The following is a 16,996-nucleotide window of genomic DNA, read 5'->3' as shown; positions in this document are numbered from 1 at the left end:
CGCATGGTCGAGCGCTTCAACCAGCAGTTCGAGGCGTTCCGCGCATCGCTCGACGCGGGTCAGCGGGCGCGGTGGGATGCCGAGCTGACGGCCCTGGTCGGCGCGCGCCGAGCGCCGTTGTACCGGTTGCGCGACGGCCGGATCGAAGCGGTGACGGTGCGCGTCGGCGCCAGCGACGGCAGCTGGACCGAGGTGTCCGGCGACATCGCCGACGGCGATGCGGTGGTCACCGGCCGCGAGCGCGGCGCCCAATGAATGCGGTGGCGGATACCCGGGAGGATGCGCCGGCCGTGATCCAGACCATCGGCCTGGGCAAGGTCTACGCGGCCGGCACCCCGGCCGAGGTGATCGCGCTGCGCGATGTCGACATGCGCATCGGCGCCGGCGAACTGGTGTCGATCATGGGGCCGTCGGGCTCGGGCAAGTCGACCCTGATGAACCTGATCGGTTGCCTGGATACGCCCAGCAGCGGCCAGTACCTGTGCGGTGGCACCGATGTCGCGAGCCTCGATGCCGAGCAACGCGCGCAACTGCGGCTGGAGCGGATCGGCTTCGTGTTCCAGGGCTTCAACCTGCTGGGCCGGATGAGCGCGCTGGAGAACGTGGCGATGCCGATGGGCTATGCCGGCATCCCGCGTCCGCAGCGCCTGCAGCGTGCGCGGGAAGCGCTGGCCGCGGTCGGCCTGGCCGAGCGTGCCGGGCACCGGCCCAGCGAGCTGTCCGGCGGCCAGCAGCAACGCGTCGCGATCGCCCGCGCGCTGGTCAACCGGCCTTCGATCCTGCTGGCCGACGAGCCCACCGGCGCGCTCGACAGCCGTACCGGCGAGGAGATCCTGGCCTTGTTCAAGCGCCTGCAGGACGACGGCCAGACGGTGGTCCTGATCACCCACGACCCCGGGGTCGCGGCGCACTGCGACCGGGTGATGGAGATGCATGATGGGCGAATCATCGCGTGAGGCCGTGCCCCGTCGGCACCGGCTGCGGTGATGAGCGCCCGGCCATGGGCTGCTTGCATCGCAAGCGGCGGGCGCACATGGAGGTGCGCCCCGGACTTGTCTCGCGAAGCAGGATGCGAAGCCGAGCAAGGCCGGGCCGGTGGTTGGAGTACAGGGGTGTCGCGCCAGGGACGGCATCCGAGGCTGAGGTATCTGGAGATATGTACGCATGAACCTGCTCGAAGTCCTGCGCACCGCCGCCTTCGCCCTGCGCGGCAACTGGCTGCGCAGCGCGCTGACCTCGCTGGGCGTGATCATCGGCATCGCCGCGGTGATCGTGATGGTCTCGGTCGGCCAGGGCACCCAGGCCGAGATCGACAAGCTGGTGTCAGGGCTGGGTTCGAACCGCCTCGACATCAGCCCCGGCGCGGGCCGGCCGATGGGGGGCGTGCGGATGAGTTCGAGCAGCTTCTTCACCATCAACGAGGGCGATGCCGACGCGATCCGCCGCGACATTCCCGAGGTCGAGTACGTCGCCGCGTCGCTGCGCGGCGGTACCCAGGTCGTGTTCGCCGAGAACAACTGGTCGACCCAGTGGCAGGGCGTGCAGCCGGACTTCTTCTCGATCGAGAGCTGGGAGATCGCCAGCGGCGCCGCGTTCGAAGCGCGCGACTATTCCAGCGCGGCCAAGTCGGTGATCATCGGCGAAACCCTGCGCCGCGAGCTGTTCGGCGACAGCGACCCGATCGGTCAGACCCTGCGCGTCGGCCGGGTGCCGTTCACCGTGATCGCCACGCTCAAGCCCAAGGGGCAGGGGGGGTGGGGTCAGGATCAGGACGACATCCTGCTGGTGCCGCTGGAGACCGCGCGCCGGCGGCTGATGGGCGCGATGGCGCTGCCGCCGGGCGCGGTCCAGCAGATCGCGCTCGGGGTCGACGACGCCGACGACCTGTCCTACGTGCAGGGCGAGGTCGAGGCGCTGTTGCGCCAGCGCCATCGCATCCAGCCCGGTGCCGAGGACGACTTCCGGGTCCGCAACATCGCCGAGATCATCGAGACCCGTACCGCGACCACACGGCTGATGTCGTTGCTGCTGGGCGCGGTGGCGACGATCTCGCTGGTGGTCGGCGGCATCGGCATCATGAACATCATGCTGGTGTCGGTGACCGAGCGGATCCGCGAGATCGGCCTGCGCATGGCGGTCGGTGCCGGCCCCTCCGACGTGCGCCGGCAGTTCCTCGCCGAGGCGATGCTGATCTCGCTGATCGGCGGCGTGCTCGGCATCGCGATCGGCGTGGTCGGGGCGCTGGTGGTCGGCCGTATCGGTTCGTTGCCGGTGGCGCTCAACGGCCAGGTGATCGGGCTGGCGGCCGGCTTCTCGATCTGCACCGGCCTGTTCTTCGGCTACTACCCGGCGCGCAAGGCCTCGCAGTTGGATCCGATCGAGGCGTTGCGGCAGCAGTAGGCGCGGCGCTCAGGGCGCGACCGGGCGGGCGAGGATGCCGTAGGCGCGGCTCGAGCCCAGCGTCAGGCCGCGGCCGTCCGGCGCCGGCGAGATCGAGAAGCTCTCGCCGACGTAGCGGCCGTCCTCCTCGCGCTCGAACGCCATCGTCACCGGCGCCGTCCCGGCATGGTCGGAGTGGATGCGCAGGATCAGGCGTTCGCCCTCGAAGCCGACCTCGTAGGAAGCCCCAAGCTCGTCCGCGCGATAGCGGCCGGGATGGATCGTTGTGGCGTCCGCGGCCGACTCCGTGTTTCCAAGCGCCACCCCGTACAGGGCGAGCGCCTGTTCGCCCAGGGCCTGGGCGTTGCGGTCGCCGCGGTTGCACAGCACCGCGACGCCGATGCCGGCGTCGGGCAGGCGGGCGAAGGCGCTGCGGAAGGCTTCGGCGGATCCGCCGTGCTGGATCACCCGCTGGCCGCCGCGTTCTCCGACCAGCAGACCGCCGGCATAGGCCAGCTGCTGCTTCGGATGCAGGGCGACGCTGCCGTCGAGCAGGGTGCCGGGCTTCAGCAGGATGCGGCGGATCTCGGCGGTCCAGACGACATGCCCGCTGGCGAGATCGGCCTGGTAGCGGGCGAGGTCGTTGATCGAGGTCATCAAGCCGCCGGACCCGCCGAAGCGCGGGTAGGTGTCGCGGACGACGAACGCCCCCGCCTGGTCGATGTAGCCATGGGCAACGTTGCCGCCCTCGGCGTCGCCCTGCAGGATGTGGCTTCGCCGCATGCCCAGCGGATCGAGCACGTGGCGCTTGAGATAGTCGGGGAAGGACTCGCCGCTGACCCGCGCGACCACTTCGGCCAGCAGCAGGTAGCCGCCGTTGGAGTACAGGTACTGCGTGCCTGGAGCGAAGTTGGTGGTCTGCTGGCGGTACAGCAGTTCCAGCGCCGTCTCGCGGGTGTTGCCGGAGGCGCTGCCCAGTCCGGCCATGCGGATCAGCGACAGGAAGTCGCGGACGCCTGAGGTGTGGTGCAGCAGCATCGACAGGGTGACCGGAGCGCTGTACCGCGGCAGCTCCGGGATGAACTCGCGGACGTCGTCGTCCAGCGACAGCTTGCCGTCGGCCACCAGTTGCGCGACCGCCAGCGCGGTGAACTGCTTCGACACCGACGCCGCGTAGAACAGGGTGTCGCCGTCGATCGGCCGGCCGGCGTCGACATCGGCGAGTCCGGCGAAGGCCATCCGATCGGCCTGGCCGTCCCGGAACAGTCCGACCGCGCAGCCCGGCGCGCCCGCTTCGCTGGTGCCGGCGACCAGCGATTGCAAGGACGGTTTGCCGGCCTCCGATGCCCAGACCGGCGCGCAGGCGGCGGCCAGCAACACAACAGCGACGCGCTTCATGACTCCAACCTCCAGCAGGCCCGGACGGACCGCGCGGTCCGTCCGGGTGACGGGCGTCCGATGCTCAGAAATCGAACCTGACGCCGACATTGTAGGTGCGGCCGATCACGTCGTAGAGCGAGCGCACGGTGGGGAAGCCGCCGGTACCGGTGATCGGCGGGTCCTTGTCGAACACGTTGCGGACCGATGCGAACAGGCTGATGTTGCCGTTGGCGCCGGTGTGGAAGTCGTAGGAGCCGCCGAGGTCGAAGTAGGTGCGCCCGGAATGGGTGAGGATGTTCATGTCCTTGGCGGTGTACTCGTTCTTGATCCGCCCGCCGCCGACGTGGCGCACGCCGGCATTGAAGGCGAGGTCGCCGATGCGGTAGTTGGCGTACAGGTTGCCGCGCCAGCGCGGCGACCCGCCGATGCTGGCGATGGTCGGCTGGTCGGTGCTGCCGGCCATGTCGATCACGTTCTGGCCGTCGTCCAGGCGCAGGGTGTCGACGTAGGACAACAGGCTGCGCAGGCCCAGTTGTCCGTTGCCGACCGGCCGGCTGTAGGACAGCTCGAAGTCGGCGCCGCTGACCCGCATCGTCTGCAGGTTCTGCGGGGAAACGTTGACGTGGTCGATCTCGCCGCTGACCGGATCGCGCACGATCAGGTCGCAGACCGCGGTCTGGCCGTCGTAGCAGCGTTCGACGATCGAGCGGGCCTGGAAGGTGGTGATCGCCTTGTCGACGTCGATCCGGTAATAGTCCAGCGACATCACCAGGTCGGGCAGCGGATTGAGCACGATGCCGGCGGTGGTGGTGTCCGCCTCCTCGGGCTCGAGCTCGGCGTTTCCAGAGGTGATCGACTGCACCGAGTAGGTGCTGCCCAGCTCCGGGTCGAACACGTTGAAGATCGCCGTGGTCGAACCGCCGAACAGCTCGGCCAGCGACGGCGCGCGGATGTCGCGCGACTGGGTGGCGCGGAACCGGATCAGGTCGTTGACCTGCCAGGAGCTGCCGAGCTTCCAGGACACGACCGTGCCCGAGGTGCTGTAGTCGGTCATGCGCGCGGCGAGGTTGAGGTCGAGCGAATCCGCCCAGGCGGTGTCGACGGCCAGCGGAACGACCAGTTCGCCGAAGGCTTCCTTCACCGTCACCGAGCCGCTCCAGGGCACGGTGTTGCCGGTGTTGAACGCGCCCGCCATCGACAGCGGATCGGAGGTGACCACCGCCTTCTCGCGGCGCCATTCCAGGCCGGTCGCCATCGACACCGGGCCGGCCCAGGTCTCGAAGGGCTCGCCGCGCAGGGTGGCGCTGGCCGCATCCTGGGTGATCCTCGACATCGTGTGCGAGGTACCAAGGACGTAGTCGCGCGCTTGCTGCGAAGGCGCGCCCTCGCCGAACAGGTTGATCGGCTGGCAACCTTCGGCGCGGGCGGCGGCGTCGCGGCAGACGGCGGCGCCGGTGACCGGGTCGATGATCGAGTCCAGCGCGTACTCGAAGGTGGAGGTGATGCGCTTCTTCGACGAATGCAGGTTGGTCTCGCTCTCGCCGTGGGTGACGTAGGCGTCCCAGCTCCAGTAGTTGTCGAGATAGCCCTCCAGGCCGGCGACGAAGCGCGCGGTTTCGCTCGATTTGTCGTTGAAGGCGCGGGCGTAGTCGCGGTTGTAGCGGCCCATGGTGAAGCTGGTCAGGCCCAGATCGTCCATCGACTGGGCGATGCTGTCGGGAAGGAAGGCGTTGTCGCGCTTGATCGTCAGGCTGGAGTCGTTGCGGGTCAGGCTGTCGTAGCGGGTCTTGGATTTGGCCCAGGACGCCTCGACGAAGCCGGTGATCGCCGGCGAGAACTCATAGGAAACGCGCCCGTAGGTGCTCTGGCGCTCCAGCGGCGCCTCCAGCACGAACGCCGCCGAACCGTCGGCGCCGTCGCCGCCGACCATGCTCGACTTGGTGACCAGGTCGCCGTACTCGAACGGGATCGGGTTGCCGTCGGCATCGAACTGGATGCCCTTGAGCGGGCCGCTGTTGATGACGCCGCCGTAGGACCTGTTGGCGTCGCGGGTGTTGCGCACCAGCAACAGACGCGGCTCGTCGTTGTCGGGGGTGTAGGCCGGATTGGCGATCTTGCCCCAGCCGGCCGCGCCCCAGTCGCGGCTGTCGAGCCGTTCGATGCCGTCGCTGCTGGCGCTCTCGGCGGCCAGCAGCAGGTGGCCGCGACCGTCGGCGAAGGCGTGGCCGAAGGCGATCGAGCCGAGGTTGTTGTCGCGATCGCCGTGGCGGGTGGTGCCGGCCTGGAGCAGGCCCTTGAAGCCTTCCAGGCCGCGATCGAAACGGAAATTGACCACGCCCGCGACCGCGTCCGAGCCCCAGGCCGCGGAGGCGCCGCCGGTGACGATGTCGACGCTGCTGATCAGCGCCTGCGGCACCGAGTTGATGTCGACCGGCCCCTGGATCTGGGTCGGCACCACGCGCTTGCCGTCGACCAGGACCAGGGTGCGGTTGAAGCCAAGGCCGCGCAGGTCGAGGTAGTAGCCGCCGGCGTACTGCGAATTGTTGGTGGTGCTGACCGGAGTCAGCGACGGGCGCACCGACGGCATCTGGTTGACGACCTCGGCGACGTTGGTGGCCGCGGTGGCATTGATCTCGTCGGTGGTGATGCTGGTGGTCGGGGTGGGGGCGCTGAAGCCGCCACGCATCACCCGCGACGCGGTCACCGTGACCTGGTCCAGGTCGGTGGCGGACGCCTGTGCGGCGGGCTCGGCTGGCGCCTGCGCCTCTGCAGTGGATTCCTGAGCGAGCGCGCCGCCGGCGCATGCCCAGACCGCCAGTACCGACGCGCAGGCATGCACCAGCCTGTGCCTGCGAACCGGGGCGTGTCGCTGCGGATGGTCCGCGAACGGGCGGGAAGGGTGTGGGGCCGAGCTGGCTGACATTTTCTTGGCGCGCACTTTCTCTCTCCGGTGATGCGGTTGATGTCGCGTGTTCGCGGGGTTGTCCGATCGTGGTGCGTGGGCGCCTGGTATCCGTGTCCGCTGTCGTCGTCCGGCCCCGCCCTCCGCGGTCGATCGCCATTGCCCGGGCGCGGGTCCCTGCCGCGCCGACGCAAAGGCGCCCCTGGTCCAAAGGCCGCGTTTTCGGTGGGCGTGTATTGCAGCGACGTGAAACGGGCCTTTCAATGCACCTTAGCCAGCGGGTTCGACGTCAACCAATGAAAAGGCACGGCGCGGGGATAACTTGAGGTTATCCATGGACGCAGGCTGGGAAGGGAGCTGCGCGGATGCGTCGGACACCCGTCGCGTTGGTGTCGGCGGGCAGGGCTTTACCCGATCAGTTCGTCGAGCAGTCGCGTCTTGACCAGCTTCAGGAACCGCTTCTGGATCGTGCTCAGGCTCTCGCCCTCGCGGCAGGTGGCATACAGCGGCACGTCCAGGCGCGGCTCCAGGATCCGGGCCTGGATGCCGTCGGTGTCGGCATCCATCGCCGTGAACGGATCGACCAGGGCCATGCCATGGCCGTCGGCGACCAGCGAGCGGGCCAACTGGTAGGTCTGTACCCAGATCGAGACTTCGGGCGCGGGATCGATGTGCTCGATGTGGGTTCGCAGCATCCGCCCCAGGCCGTCGTTGGCGGCGATGCCGATCATCGGGCGCCCGGCCAGCGCGTCGACAGGGATCGGGGCGCCGGTGTCGTCCCACCAGCCGGCCGGCGCGATGACCCTCACCGGCGCGCTGCACAGCGGTTCCTGGTGGATGCCCGGGTGGTGGATCTCCTGCAGGGTCAGGCCGATGTCGCTTTCGCGCACCAGCAGCGACCGGAGCATCTCGCGCGAGTGTTCGGTGACCAGCTCGATCGAGGCGTCGGCGAATTCCTGGCGGATCCGGGTGATTGCGGCCGGGACCAGGCGGGTGGCCAGGGTCGGGATGCTGACCACCCTCAGCGGGTGGTGTCCGGACTGGCGGATGCTGCCGCACAGGCGCTCGAGTTCGCGCAGCTCGTCGAACACGCGTTCGACCCGATCCTGCAACAGGCGTCCCTCGCGGGTGATCCGCAAGCGTCCGCGCACGCGGTTGAACAGTTTGAAGCCCAGTTGCAGTTCCGCGTGCTGCAGCAGCTTGGTCGCGGCCGGCTGGGTGATGTTGAGTATCCGGGCCGCCCCGGTCAGCGTTCCCGCCTGCAGCGTTGCCTGGAATATCTCGATGTGGCGCAGGCGCATGTCGGTCCCGGTCGCACTGTGGATACGTCGTCGAGCGGGGATTATCGGGTCTTCGCCGGGGCGGCCGGAACCTCCATCGGTCATGGCTTCCAGAAATTCAGGAAGCCGGTGATCACCAGCGCGTTGGCGAAATCGATGAAGAACGCGCCGACCAGCGGCGCGACCAGGAAGGCGCGTGGTGCCATGCCGTAGCGCTGCACCAGGGTCTGCATCACCGCCATCGCGTTGGCGGTGGTGCCGAGCATGAAGCCGACGAAGCCGCCGCCCATCACCGCCGCGTCATAGTCGCGCCCCATCACCCGGTAGACCAGACCGGCCGCGAACAAGGCCACCAGCAGCGCCTGGGCGACGAGGATCGCCAGCAACGGCAGGGCCAGCCCGGCCAGCTCCCACAGTTTGAGGTTCATCAGCGCCAGGGCCAGGAACATCGCCAGGCAGACGTTGCCGATCACCTCGATCGTCGGCGCCGACAGCTTCAGCCATCCGGTGCGGTCGTCGACATTGCGCATCAGCGCGCCGACCAGCATCGCGCCGACATAGGCCGGCAGGGTCAGTCCGATCGCGCCGAAGCCCTTGCTGATCCACGCGCCCAGCCACATCGCCAGCAGAATCCACACGACGCTGCGCAGCGCATGCGCTTCGCGCATCTGCGCGGACGCGGCCCCGACGGCGGTGTCGTGCGACGGGGCGCTCGCCGGCGTGCCGGTCGCACCGGACCCATCGCCTCCCGGCGCATGCAGGCCGTGGCGACGCATCAGCAGGGTCGCCACCGGCCCGCCGAGCAGGCCGCCGCAGATGATCCCGGCCATTGCCGCGGTGATCGCGACCGACTGCGCGCCGGCCACGCCCGCCTCCTGGAACAGCGGCGCGAACGCCAGCCCGGTGGCCGGCCCGCCGGCCATCGTGGTCGAGCCGGCCAGCACGCCGAACAGCGGCGACAATCCGAACAGGCTGGCGATGGCGATGCCGGTCAGGTTCTGGATCACGGTGAATGCGCCCGCCAGCGCGAGGAAGATCATCACCTGCCGCCCGCTGACGCGCAGCAGCGACAGGCTGGCATGGGTGCCGATCGCGGTGAAGAACGCCACCATCAGCGGCGTCTGCAGGCTGGTGTCGAGCGAGAACAGGGTGACATCCATGCCGTGGGCGAACAGCGAGGCCAGTGCCAGCAGCAGGCCGCCGACCACCGGGGCCGGGATGTTGTAGTGCGCCAGCACCGGGATGCGTCGGCACAGGGCGTGGCCGACGAACAGGCTCAGCCCCGCCAGTGCCAGGGTCTGGGTCGCGTCCAGTTCAAGCATCGGGCCTCCCGTTGCGGAGCGTGCGCGGAGCGCGCCGGCGGGTGCCTGCCAGCGCCGTCACCGGCAACCGCCCGCGGTCGATGTGTGGGCGAGCAGGCGGCCGGCGAGGACATCGCCGAGCTCGCCGTCGGCGATCGCGGGCTGGCCGTTGACCAGCAGATGGACCACGCCGCGCGACGGTTCCCGCGGGCGCAGGTAGTCGGCGCGCGGTGCGTAGGTGTCCGGGTCGAACACCACCACGTCGGCGAAATGGCCCGGGCGCAGCACGCCGCGTTGTTCCAGTCCCAGCGTCCGCGCGCTCAATCCGGTCGAGCGGTGGATGAACTCGCCCAGGGTGAGCACCTTCTGTTGTCTGACGTAGGTGTCGTACTTCTTCGGGAACGTCGCGTACTGGCGCGGATGGCCGTCGGATCCGTCGGAACTGGTGATCACCCAGGGCTGTCGCATCAGCAGGCGGATGTCGTCCTCGTCCATGTTGAACGAGGCCACCGATCCGGCGGAGCGCACGCCCGGCGGGCGCTCGTCGCCTTCGACGATACGCAGCGCCGCCGCGATCGGATCGATGCCCCAGCCGCGCGCGACCGCGTCCAGCCGCTGGCCCGTCCACGGGTGCCCGGCGGCGGTCAGCAGCAGCGAGCCGGCACCGCCGCGACGACGCAGGTTGTCCGCCATCTCCGCGACGATCCTCGCCCTCAGGGCCGGGTCGCGCAGGCGCGCGAGCATCGCCGGACGGCCGCCGTCGAGGGCCCAGCGCGGCAGCAGCGCCGATTTCAGATTGGTGCCCGAGGCCAGCCAGGGGTACTGGTCGGCAGTGACCCGGATGCCCTCGGCGCGCGCGGACTCGACGATCGAGACCAGCTCGGCGGCCTCGCCGTGGACGTCCACGCCCAGCGCCTTGATGTGGGCGATGTGCACGGGCAGCCCGGCGCGGCGCCCGATCTCGATCGCCTCGCGGGTGGAGTCGAGCAGGCCCAGCGAATACGAGGATTCGTCGCGCTGGTGGGTGTCGTAGATGCCGCCGTGGCGGCCCGCCTCGCGCGCGAGCGCGACGACCTCCGCGGTGCGGGAGAAGCTCTGCGGCGAGTAGAACAGTCCGGTCGAGAAACCGAAGGCGCCCTCGCACATGGCCTTGTCCACCAGGGCGCGCATCGCCTCCAGCTCGGCGGCATCGGGTGCGCGATCGGCCTCGCCGAGCACCGTCCGCCGCACCGGGCCGAAGCCGACATAGGGGGCGAGGTTGGTGCCGACGCCGTGGCGGGCGAACCATTCGCGCTCGGCCTGCACGTCCGGGCTGCCGCCACCGTCCACGCCGATCATCAGGGTCGTCACGCCCTGGCGCAGCCACGGTGCGTTGCGCCGTGCGTCGGGATCGTCGGCGCGCACGTAGGTCGCCGGGTGCGCATGCGCGTCGATGAAGCCCGGCGCGACCACCTGTCCGTCCGCATCGATCCTGCGGGTGGCGCGGTAGCGCCGTTCCAGCGCCGGTCCGACCGCGACGATCCGTTCGCCGCGGATCGCCACATCGAGCCGTTGCGGTTCGACGCTCTCACCGTCGTACACCGTGCCGCCGACGATCAGCAGGTCGACGCTCCGTCGCGCGGGAGCGGTGGTGGCGCATGCGCTCAACGCGATCAGGAGGCAGCCGGCCTGCAGGGAACGACGGAGCGTGCGGTGGGGACGGGTGCGATGGGTCAAGAGCGGGAATCCATTGGGAGAGGGCGGAGACGGCTATCCCCAGAAGCCGGGCGACGGAGGCAGCAGGAGGCCGTGCTGGAAGCGCGCGCCGTCGGGATCGTCCTCGCGCAGCCACCAGGGGCCGTCGAGGTCGATGAAGTCGGCGCGCGGCGCCAGTCGCAGCGCCGGTGCGATGCCGAGCGAGGAGCACACCATGCAGCCGACCATGATCTGGAAGCCGGCCGCGCGGGCGGCATCGAGCAGCTCCAGCGCCTCGGTCAGACCGCCTGTCTTGTCGAGCTTGATGTTGACCGCCTGGTAGCGCGTGGCGAGCCGCGGCAGGTCGGCGGCGACGTGGCAGGACTCGTCCGCGCAGATCGGGCGCGATGGCGAGAAGCCCTCCAGCACGTAGTCCATGTCGGCCGGCAAGGGCTGTTCGAGCAGGGCGACGTCGGCCCGTTCGAGCAGCGGCTGCATCCGGCACAGCAGCTTGTAGTCCCAGCTCTCGTTGGGGTCGACGATCAGTCGCGCGTCCGGCGCCCCGGCGCGGACCGCGGCGATCTGCGCATCGGGCGCGGTGGCGTCGACCTTGACCTTGATCAACGGCGCGTGGGCGACCGCCTCGGCGGCGGCGCGCATCCTCGCGGGGCTGTCGATGCCGACCGTGATCGCGGTGACCAGATCGCGCGGCGGCTCGATCGCGTTGCCGCCACCGCGTCCGGCCTCCAGGTCCCACAGCGCCGCGTCGAGCGCATTGCGGGCGGCGCCGGGGGGCAGCAGGGCGCGCAGCTGTCCACGGTCGGCGCCGGCCTCGAGTTGCGGCCTGGCCCGTTCGATCTGTTCGAGCACCGAGTCGATGGTTTCGCCGTAGCGCGCGTAGGGCACCGATTCGCCACGTCCGCAGCCATCGCCGTCGTGCAGTCGCACCTCGATCACCTCGGCCGAGGTCTTGACCCCGCGGGAGATCCGGAACGGTGCCGCCAGCGGCCGGCTGCGATGCGCGGCGCTCAGTCGCCGAAGCATGACTGCACCCGGTCGACGATGCGGGAAACGCCCATCGAGACGGGATCCTGGCATGGCAGGTCGAAGGCGACTTCGATCGCCCGGCACACGTCGCGGGCGTCGTCGGCGCCGAGTCGCGACGTGTTGAGGGCGACGCCGACGACCTGCACGGCGGGGTTGGTCAGGCGTGCGGCCGCCAGATTGGCCTCCAGGCAGGCGCGCAGGTCCGGCAACGGCTGCCCCGGCAGTCCGCGCATGTGCGCGCGGTTGGGCTCGTGGCACAGCACCAGGGCGTCGGGCTGGCTGCCGTGCAGCAGGCCGAGCGAGACGCCGGCATAGGAGGGATGGAACAACGAGCCCTGGCCTTCGATCAGGTCCCAGCCGTCGTCCTCGCGCGGTGGCGAGATCCACTCGGCGGCGCCGGAGATGAAATCGGCGACCACCGCGTCGATGGGGACACCGCCGCCGGCGATGAAGATGCCGGTCTGGCCGGTGGCGCGGAAATCGGCGGCCAGGCCGCGACGACGGAACTCCTGCTCCAGGGCGAGGGTCGCGTACATCTTGCCGACCGAGCAGTCGCTGCCCACGGTCAGCAAGCGACGCCCGGCGCGGGGACGGCCGCTGCCCACCTGCAGCAGCGGGGGATGGCGCGCATCGAACAACTGCAGGCCATTGCGGTTCGCGGCGGCGACGATCGGCGCGCAGCTGGACAGGCGCTGGTGCAGCCCGGAAGCGACGTGCATGCCGTTGTCCAGCGCGGCGACGATGTCGTCGACGGTGTCCGCGTCCATCAGCCCGCCGGCGTTGGCGACGCCGACGATCATGGTGTTCGCGCCGTTGGCGCGGGCCTGGGCGAAGTCCATGTCCGCAAGCCCCACCGTGGTCCGGCATCCGGACCGGCGGTGCTGGCCGATGCACCATTGCGGCCGCCAGTGCGCCAGGCCGCGCGCGGTCTTGGCCGCCAGCTCATCGTGGGCATTGCCCAGATAGAGCAGATAGGGCGGTCCCCAACCGTTCGGAGGGTGTTGGACCGGTGGGTGTGCGGAGCTCGACGTGGCGGCCTCGGAGGAGGTGGCGGACATGACGTTGGCGGAAGTGTCCATTCGCGTGTGCGGAGTGTGGAGAGGCCGCGGCAGGGCGCTGTCGGGCATGCCGCGGGCGTGCGATTCACCTTAGGTAGCGGTCGCCGCCGGCACCAATGAAAAGGCACCGCCCACGCATAACGGCGGGTTATGCGTGGGCGCTGCGGTCCGGGACCGCGCCGGCGGCGGGCCCGCGGCGGTTGGCGGTATGCTCGGGGGCGTGTGGATCACGCCGGTACCGGAGGTTGCAATGCGCCGTATGCTCGTCACGTTGTCCCTGCTCTCATCCATGGTGATCGCGATGAACGTCCAGGCCGAGGAGGCGACGACCGCCAGGACCGCCCTGGTCATCCACGGCGGCGCCGGGTTCGTGCCGAAGGACGCGCTCAGCGAGGAGGACCGGCGCGAGGTGCATGCGACGCTGAACCGCGCACTGGATGCCGGCAATGCGGTATTGGCGGGCGGTGGCGCCGCGCTGGATGCGGTCGAGGCGGCGATCCTGGTGCTGGAGGAGTCGCCGCGCTTCAACGCCGGCAAGGGGGCGGTGTTCAATGCCGTTGGCGGTCACGAGCTCGACGCTTCGGTGATGGAGGGCCACACGCGCCGCGCCGGCGCGGTCGCCGGCGTGAGCACCGTGCGCAACCCGATCCGGCTGGCCCGCGCGGTGATGGAGCACAGCCCGCACGTGATGATGGCCGGCGCCGGTGCCGAAGCCTTCGCCGATTCGCGGCCGGAGATCGAGCGGGTCGAGAACGCCTGGTTCGATACCGAGCACCGCCGTCGCGCGCTGGAGAAGGCGCAGGAGAGGGAAGCGCGCGACCGCAATGCGGGAATCGACGACGGCGACGAGGGGCCGGCCTATTTCGGCACCGTCGGCGCGGTCGCGCTGGACGCGCACGGCCATATCGCCGCCGGCACCAGCACCGGCGGCATGACCAACAAGCGCTTCGGCCGGGTCGGCGACTCGCCGGTGATCGGCGCCGGCACCTGGGCCGACGACCGCTGCGGCGTCTCCGGCACCGGCTGGGGCGAGTTCTACATCCGCAATGCGGTCGCCCACGATATCTGCGCGCGGGTCGCCTATCGCGGCGACAGCCTGGCCGAAGCCGCCGACGAGGTGGTCAACCGGATCGTTCCCGCGGCGGGAGGCGACGGCGGCGCGATCGCGCTGGATCGCGACGGCAACATCGCGATGCCGTTCAACAGCGGCAGCATGTTCCGCGGCTGGATCGGGCCGGACGGCACCCGCGGTACCGCGATCCACGAGGCCGGCGACGACCGCTGAGCGCCGCGCCGGCCCGGAGGGGCGGGCCGGGAGCGGCGGGTGTGCCGGCCGAGCGGGCGGGCGTTCGGCCCCGGTAATGTCCGGCTGTGGCAAAATCGTGCGCTGTGCCGGATTCCGGGCGCGGCCATCGTGCCGGTTCCGGTCCGGCGCCGGCATCCCGCGGCCATGACCCGGCCGGAGGCCTGATCCAGCGCTTCCGGCCGACTTCGCACGCGTCGCGGTCGCGCCGGTCCACGGCTTCCTCCATCCAGCGAGACCCACGATCCATGGCCGATGAATTCGGACACCTGCCGCGGCGCCCCAGCCGCATCTTCAAGGCCACGATCTGGTCGATGCAGGGGCTCAAGGCGGCCTGGCTGCACGAATCCTCGTTCAGGCTCGAGGTCTATCTGTTCGTGCTCCTCGCGCCGCTGGGCTGGTGGCTCGGTCACGGCCCGCTCGAGCGGGCGCTGATGATCGGTTCGATGATGCTGGTGCTCAGCGTCGAGCTGCTCAACTCCTCGATCGAGGCGGTGATCGAACGCTTCGGCGACGAGCACCACGAGCTGGCCGGGCGCGCCAAGGACATGGGCTCGGCGGCGGTGTTCGTGGTGATGATGAACGTGCTGCTGGTCTGGGGCGCGATCCTGGCGCCGCGGCTGTTCTGAGTCGCCCCCATTCCGACCGGCCGCCGGCGGCCGTAACCCGACAGACGCAGGAACCTTGCGGTGATTGAACTACTGACCGATCCGAACGCCTGGATCACCCTCCTGACCCTGAGCGCGATCGAGATCGTGCTGGGCATCGACAACCTGGTGTTCATCTCGATCGCGGTCAGCAAGCTGCCCACGCACCGGCGCGAGGTCGCGCGCAAGTTCGGCATCGCGGTCGCCTGCGTCACCCGTATCTGTCTGCTGCTGACCCTGGCCTGGCTGGCGGGGCTGACCCACGATCTGTTCAGCGTGTTCGGCCAGGGCATCTCGGTGCGCGATCTGGTGCTGATCGTCGGCGGCGGCTTCCTGCTGGTGAAGGGCACGATGGAGATCCGCGACCTGATCGCCGGCGAACCCGAGTCCGACGACGTCCATACCCGTCCGGCGGCCTCGTTCTGGATGGTGATCGCGCAGATCGCGGTGATCGACATCGTGTTCTCGCTCGACTCGGTGATCGCCGCGGTCGGCCTGGCCGACCAGCGCGTGATCATGGTGTTCGCGATCCTGCTGGCGGTCGGCGTGATGCTGCTGGCGGCGCGCCCGCTGGGCCAGTTCATCGACAACAATCCGACCATCAAGATGCTGGCCCTGGCCTTCATCGTCCTGGTCGGCGTGTACCTGATCGCCGACGGCCTGGAGATGCATATCCCGCGCGGTTATATCTATGGCGCGATGGGCTTCTCGGCCCTGGTCGAGTGCCTGAACCTGTGGGCCAGGCGCGGCAGCGAGCGCCGTGTCCTGAGCGATTGAGCCGGAGGCTCCGGCCGGCCCCGTTGGCAGGCCGTTGCGGATGTCCTCCGCCGCCGTCGTTGCGCCGCGGGCGCCGCGGTGGTGCAATCGGCGCACCGTCGTGCTTTGAGGAACCGTCATGGAACTGTCGCGCTCCCGCCCTTCGTTTCGGGGCCTGTCGCTGAAGTGCCTGCTGTTGGCGCTGCTCGCCTCGTTGCTCAGCGGCTGTGGCTACAACACCATCCAGGAGAAGGACGAAGCGGTGACCGCGGCCTGGTCGCAGGTGCTCAACGTCTACCAGCGGCGCGCCGACCTGGTGCCGAACCTGGTCGCGACGGTGAAGGGCTACGCCGCCCATGAGGAGCAGGTGTTCACCCAGGTCACCGAGGCGCGCGCCAAGGTCGGCAGCATCAACATCGACGCCGCCGACCCGGCCTCGATCGAACAGTTCCAGCAGGCCCAGGGCCAGTTGCAGAACGCGATCGGCCGGCTGTTGCTGGTCAGCGAGAACTACCCGCAGCTGAAGGCCGACCAGAGCTTCCTGCAACTGCAGGCGCAGCTGGAGGGCGCGGAGAACCGGATCAGCGTCGAGCGCCAGCGCTACATCCAGGCGGTGCAGGACTACAACACCTACATCCGCCGGTTTCCGGTCAACCTGACCGCGATGATGTTCGGCTACGAGCCCAAGCCCAATTTCAGCGTCGAGAACGAGGCCCGGATCCAGCAGGCGCCGACGGTCGACTTCGGCGACGGCAGCGGCGGCTGATCGCCGGTGACGGGGCTGCGCGCATGGTTGGGAGCCTGGCTGCTGGCGGCCGTCGCGCTGCTGTGGACGGTACCGGGCCTGGCCCAGGCGCTGGCGCCGATTCCGCCGCTGGATTCGCCGGTGGTCGACACCACCGGCACCCTCGATGCGGCGACCCGCCAGTCGCTGGAGGCCCGGGCGCTGGCGCTGCAGCAACGCAAGGGCAGCCAGTTGCAGGTACTGATGGTGCCGACCACGCAGCCGGAGGACATCGCCCAGTACGCGGTGCGGGTGTTCGAGACCTGGAAGCTGGGACGCAAGGGCGTCGATGACGGCGTGCTGCTGGTGGTCGCCAGGGACGACCGGCGGGTGCATATCGAGGTCGGCTATGGACTGGAGGGAGCGATCCCGGACGCGACCGCGCACCGGGTGATCCAGGAATACCTGGTGCCGCGCTTCCGCGCCGGCGACTTCGCCGGCGGCGTCGGCGAGGCCAGCGCCGCACTGGCCGGCCTGATCGACGG

General features: G+C 70.0%; 14 protein-coding genes and 1 pseudogene. 8 read left to right on the top strand and 7 right to left on the bottom strand.

The window, feature by feature from the left end:
- The 3 genes and pseudogenes from FKV24_RS19170 to FKV24_RS04625 all read left to right on the top strand — a co-directional run.
- A pseudogene (locus tag FKV24_RS19170) lies at positions 1-255 on the top strand (hypothetical protein); the annotation flags it as partial.
- 35 nt (positions 256-290) lie between these two features.
- The gene (locus tag FKV24_RS04630; protein ID WP_141481538.1) at positions 291-956 is read left to right on the top strand and encodes an ABC transporter ATP-binding protein; all 666 of its coding nucleotides are present in this window, start codon (positions 291-293) and stop codon (positions 954-956) included.
- Between the two features lie 208 nt (positions 957-1,164).
- Complete coding sequence (locus FKV24_RS04625; RefSeq protein WP_141481537.1) at positions 1,165-2,400, top strand: ABC transporter permease; 1,236 nt, start codon at positions 1,165-1,167, stop codon at positions 2,398-2,400.
- Between the two features lie 9 nt (positions 2,401-2,409).
- Here FKV24_RS04625 and FKV24_RS04620 read toward each other — a convergent pair whose 3' ends face one another.
- From FKV24_RS04620 to dgcN, 7 genes are all read right to left on the bottom strand, one after another.
- Complete coding sequence (locus tag FKV24_RS04620; protein ID WP_170288212.1) at positions 2,410-3,777, bottom strand: serine hydrolase; 1,368 nt, start codon at positions 3,775-3,777, stop codon at positions 2,410-2,412.
- Positions 3,778-3,841: 64 nt separating this feature from the next.
- Positions 3,842-6,598, bottom strand: a complete 2,757-nt coding sequence (locus FKV24_RS04615; RefSeq protein WP_170288211.1) for a TonB-dependent receptor domain-containing protein — start codon at positions 6,596-6,598, stop codon at positions 3,842-3,844.
- Between the two features lie 470 nt (positions 6,599-7,068).
- Positions 7,069-7,962, bottom strand: a complete 894-nt coding sequence (locus tag FKV24_RS04610) for a LysR family transcriptional regulator (RefSeq protein WP_111267194.1) — start codon at positions 7,960-7,962, stop codon at positions 7,069-7,071.
- Positions 7,963-8,042: 80 nt separating this feature from the next.
- Positions 8,043-9,263: a sodium/glutamate symporter gene (gltS, locus tag FKV24_RS04605; RefSeq protein WP_141481534.1), complete on the bottom strand. Its 1,221-nt coding sequence runs from the start codon at positions 9,261-9,263 to the stop codon at positions 8,043-8,045.
- A gap of 57 nt (positions 9,264-9,320) precedes the next feature.
- Positions 9,321-10,958, bottom strand: coding sequence for an N-acyl-D-amino-acid deacylase family protein (locus FKV24_RS04600; RefSeq protein WP_141481533.1), 1,638 nt, complete (start codon positions 10,956-10,958; stop codon positions 9,321-9,323).
- A 33-nt stretch (positions 10,959-10,991) separates the two neighbouring features.
- Positions 10,992-11,960, bottom strand: coding sequence for an N-acetyl-D-Glu racemase DgcA (gene dgcA / locus FKV24_RS04595; RefSeq protein WP_141481532.1), 969 nt, complete (start codon positions 11,958-11,960; stop codon positions 10,992-10,994).
- On the bottom strand, positions 11,945-13,042 hold the full coding sequence (gene dgcN, locus FKV24_RS04590) for an N-acetyltransferase DgcN (protein ID WP_223250137.1): 1,098 nt from the start codon (positions 13,040-13,042) through the stop codon (positions 11,945-11,947). Before dgcN ends, dgcA begins: the two co-directional genes overlap by 16 nt.
- A 238-nt stretch (positions 13,043-13,280) precedes the next feature.
- Here dgcN and FKV24_RS04585 point away from each other — a divergent pair, with 238 nt between their 5' ends.
- The 5 genes from FKV24_RS04585 to FKV24_RS04565 all read left to right on the top strand — a co-directional run.
- Positions 13,281-14,306 (top strand): isoaspartyl peptidase/L-asparaginase family protein, encoded by a 1,026-nt coding sequence (locus tag FKV24_RS04585; protein ID WP_425481575.1) that lies wholly within the window; start codon positions 13,281-13,283, stop codon positions 14,304-14,306.
- A gap of 266 nt (positions 14,307-14,572) precedes the next feature.
- Positions 14,573-14,953, top strand: coding sequence for a diacylglycerol kinase (locus FKV24_RS04580; protein WP_141481530.1), 381 nt, complete (start codon positions 14,573-14,575; stop codon positions 14,951-14,953).
- Between the two features lie 60 nt (positions 14,954-15,013).
- Positions 15,014-15,748, top strand: coding sequence for a TerC family protein (locus FKV24_RS04575; protein WP_111267188.1), 735 nt, complete (start codon positions 15,014-15,016; stop codon positions 15,746-15,748).
- A 118-nt stretch (positions 15,749-15,866) separates the two neighbouring features.
- Positions 15,867-16,493, top strand: a complete 627-nt coding sequence (locus FKV24_RS04570) for a LemA family protein (RefSeq protein WP_141481529.1) — start codon at positions 15,867-15,869, stop codon at positions 16,491-16,493.
- Between the two features lie 15 nt (positions 16,494-16,508).
- A partial coding sequence (locus FKV24_RS04565; protein WP_425481574.1) for a TPM domain-containing protein occupies positions 16,509-16,996 on the top strand: 488 nt, incomplete at its 3' end.

Origin of the sequence: Marilutibacter maris (assembly GCF_006546735.2) — a bacterium.
GTDB lineage: Bacteria > Pseudomonadota > Gammaproteobacteria > Xanthomonadales > Xanthomonadaceae > Marilutibacter > Marilutibacter maris.
This window is presented reverse-complemented; position numbering and strand designations above follow the sequence as displayed.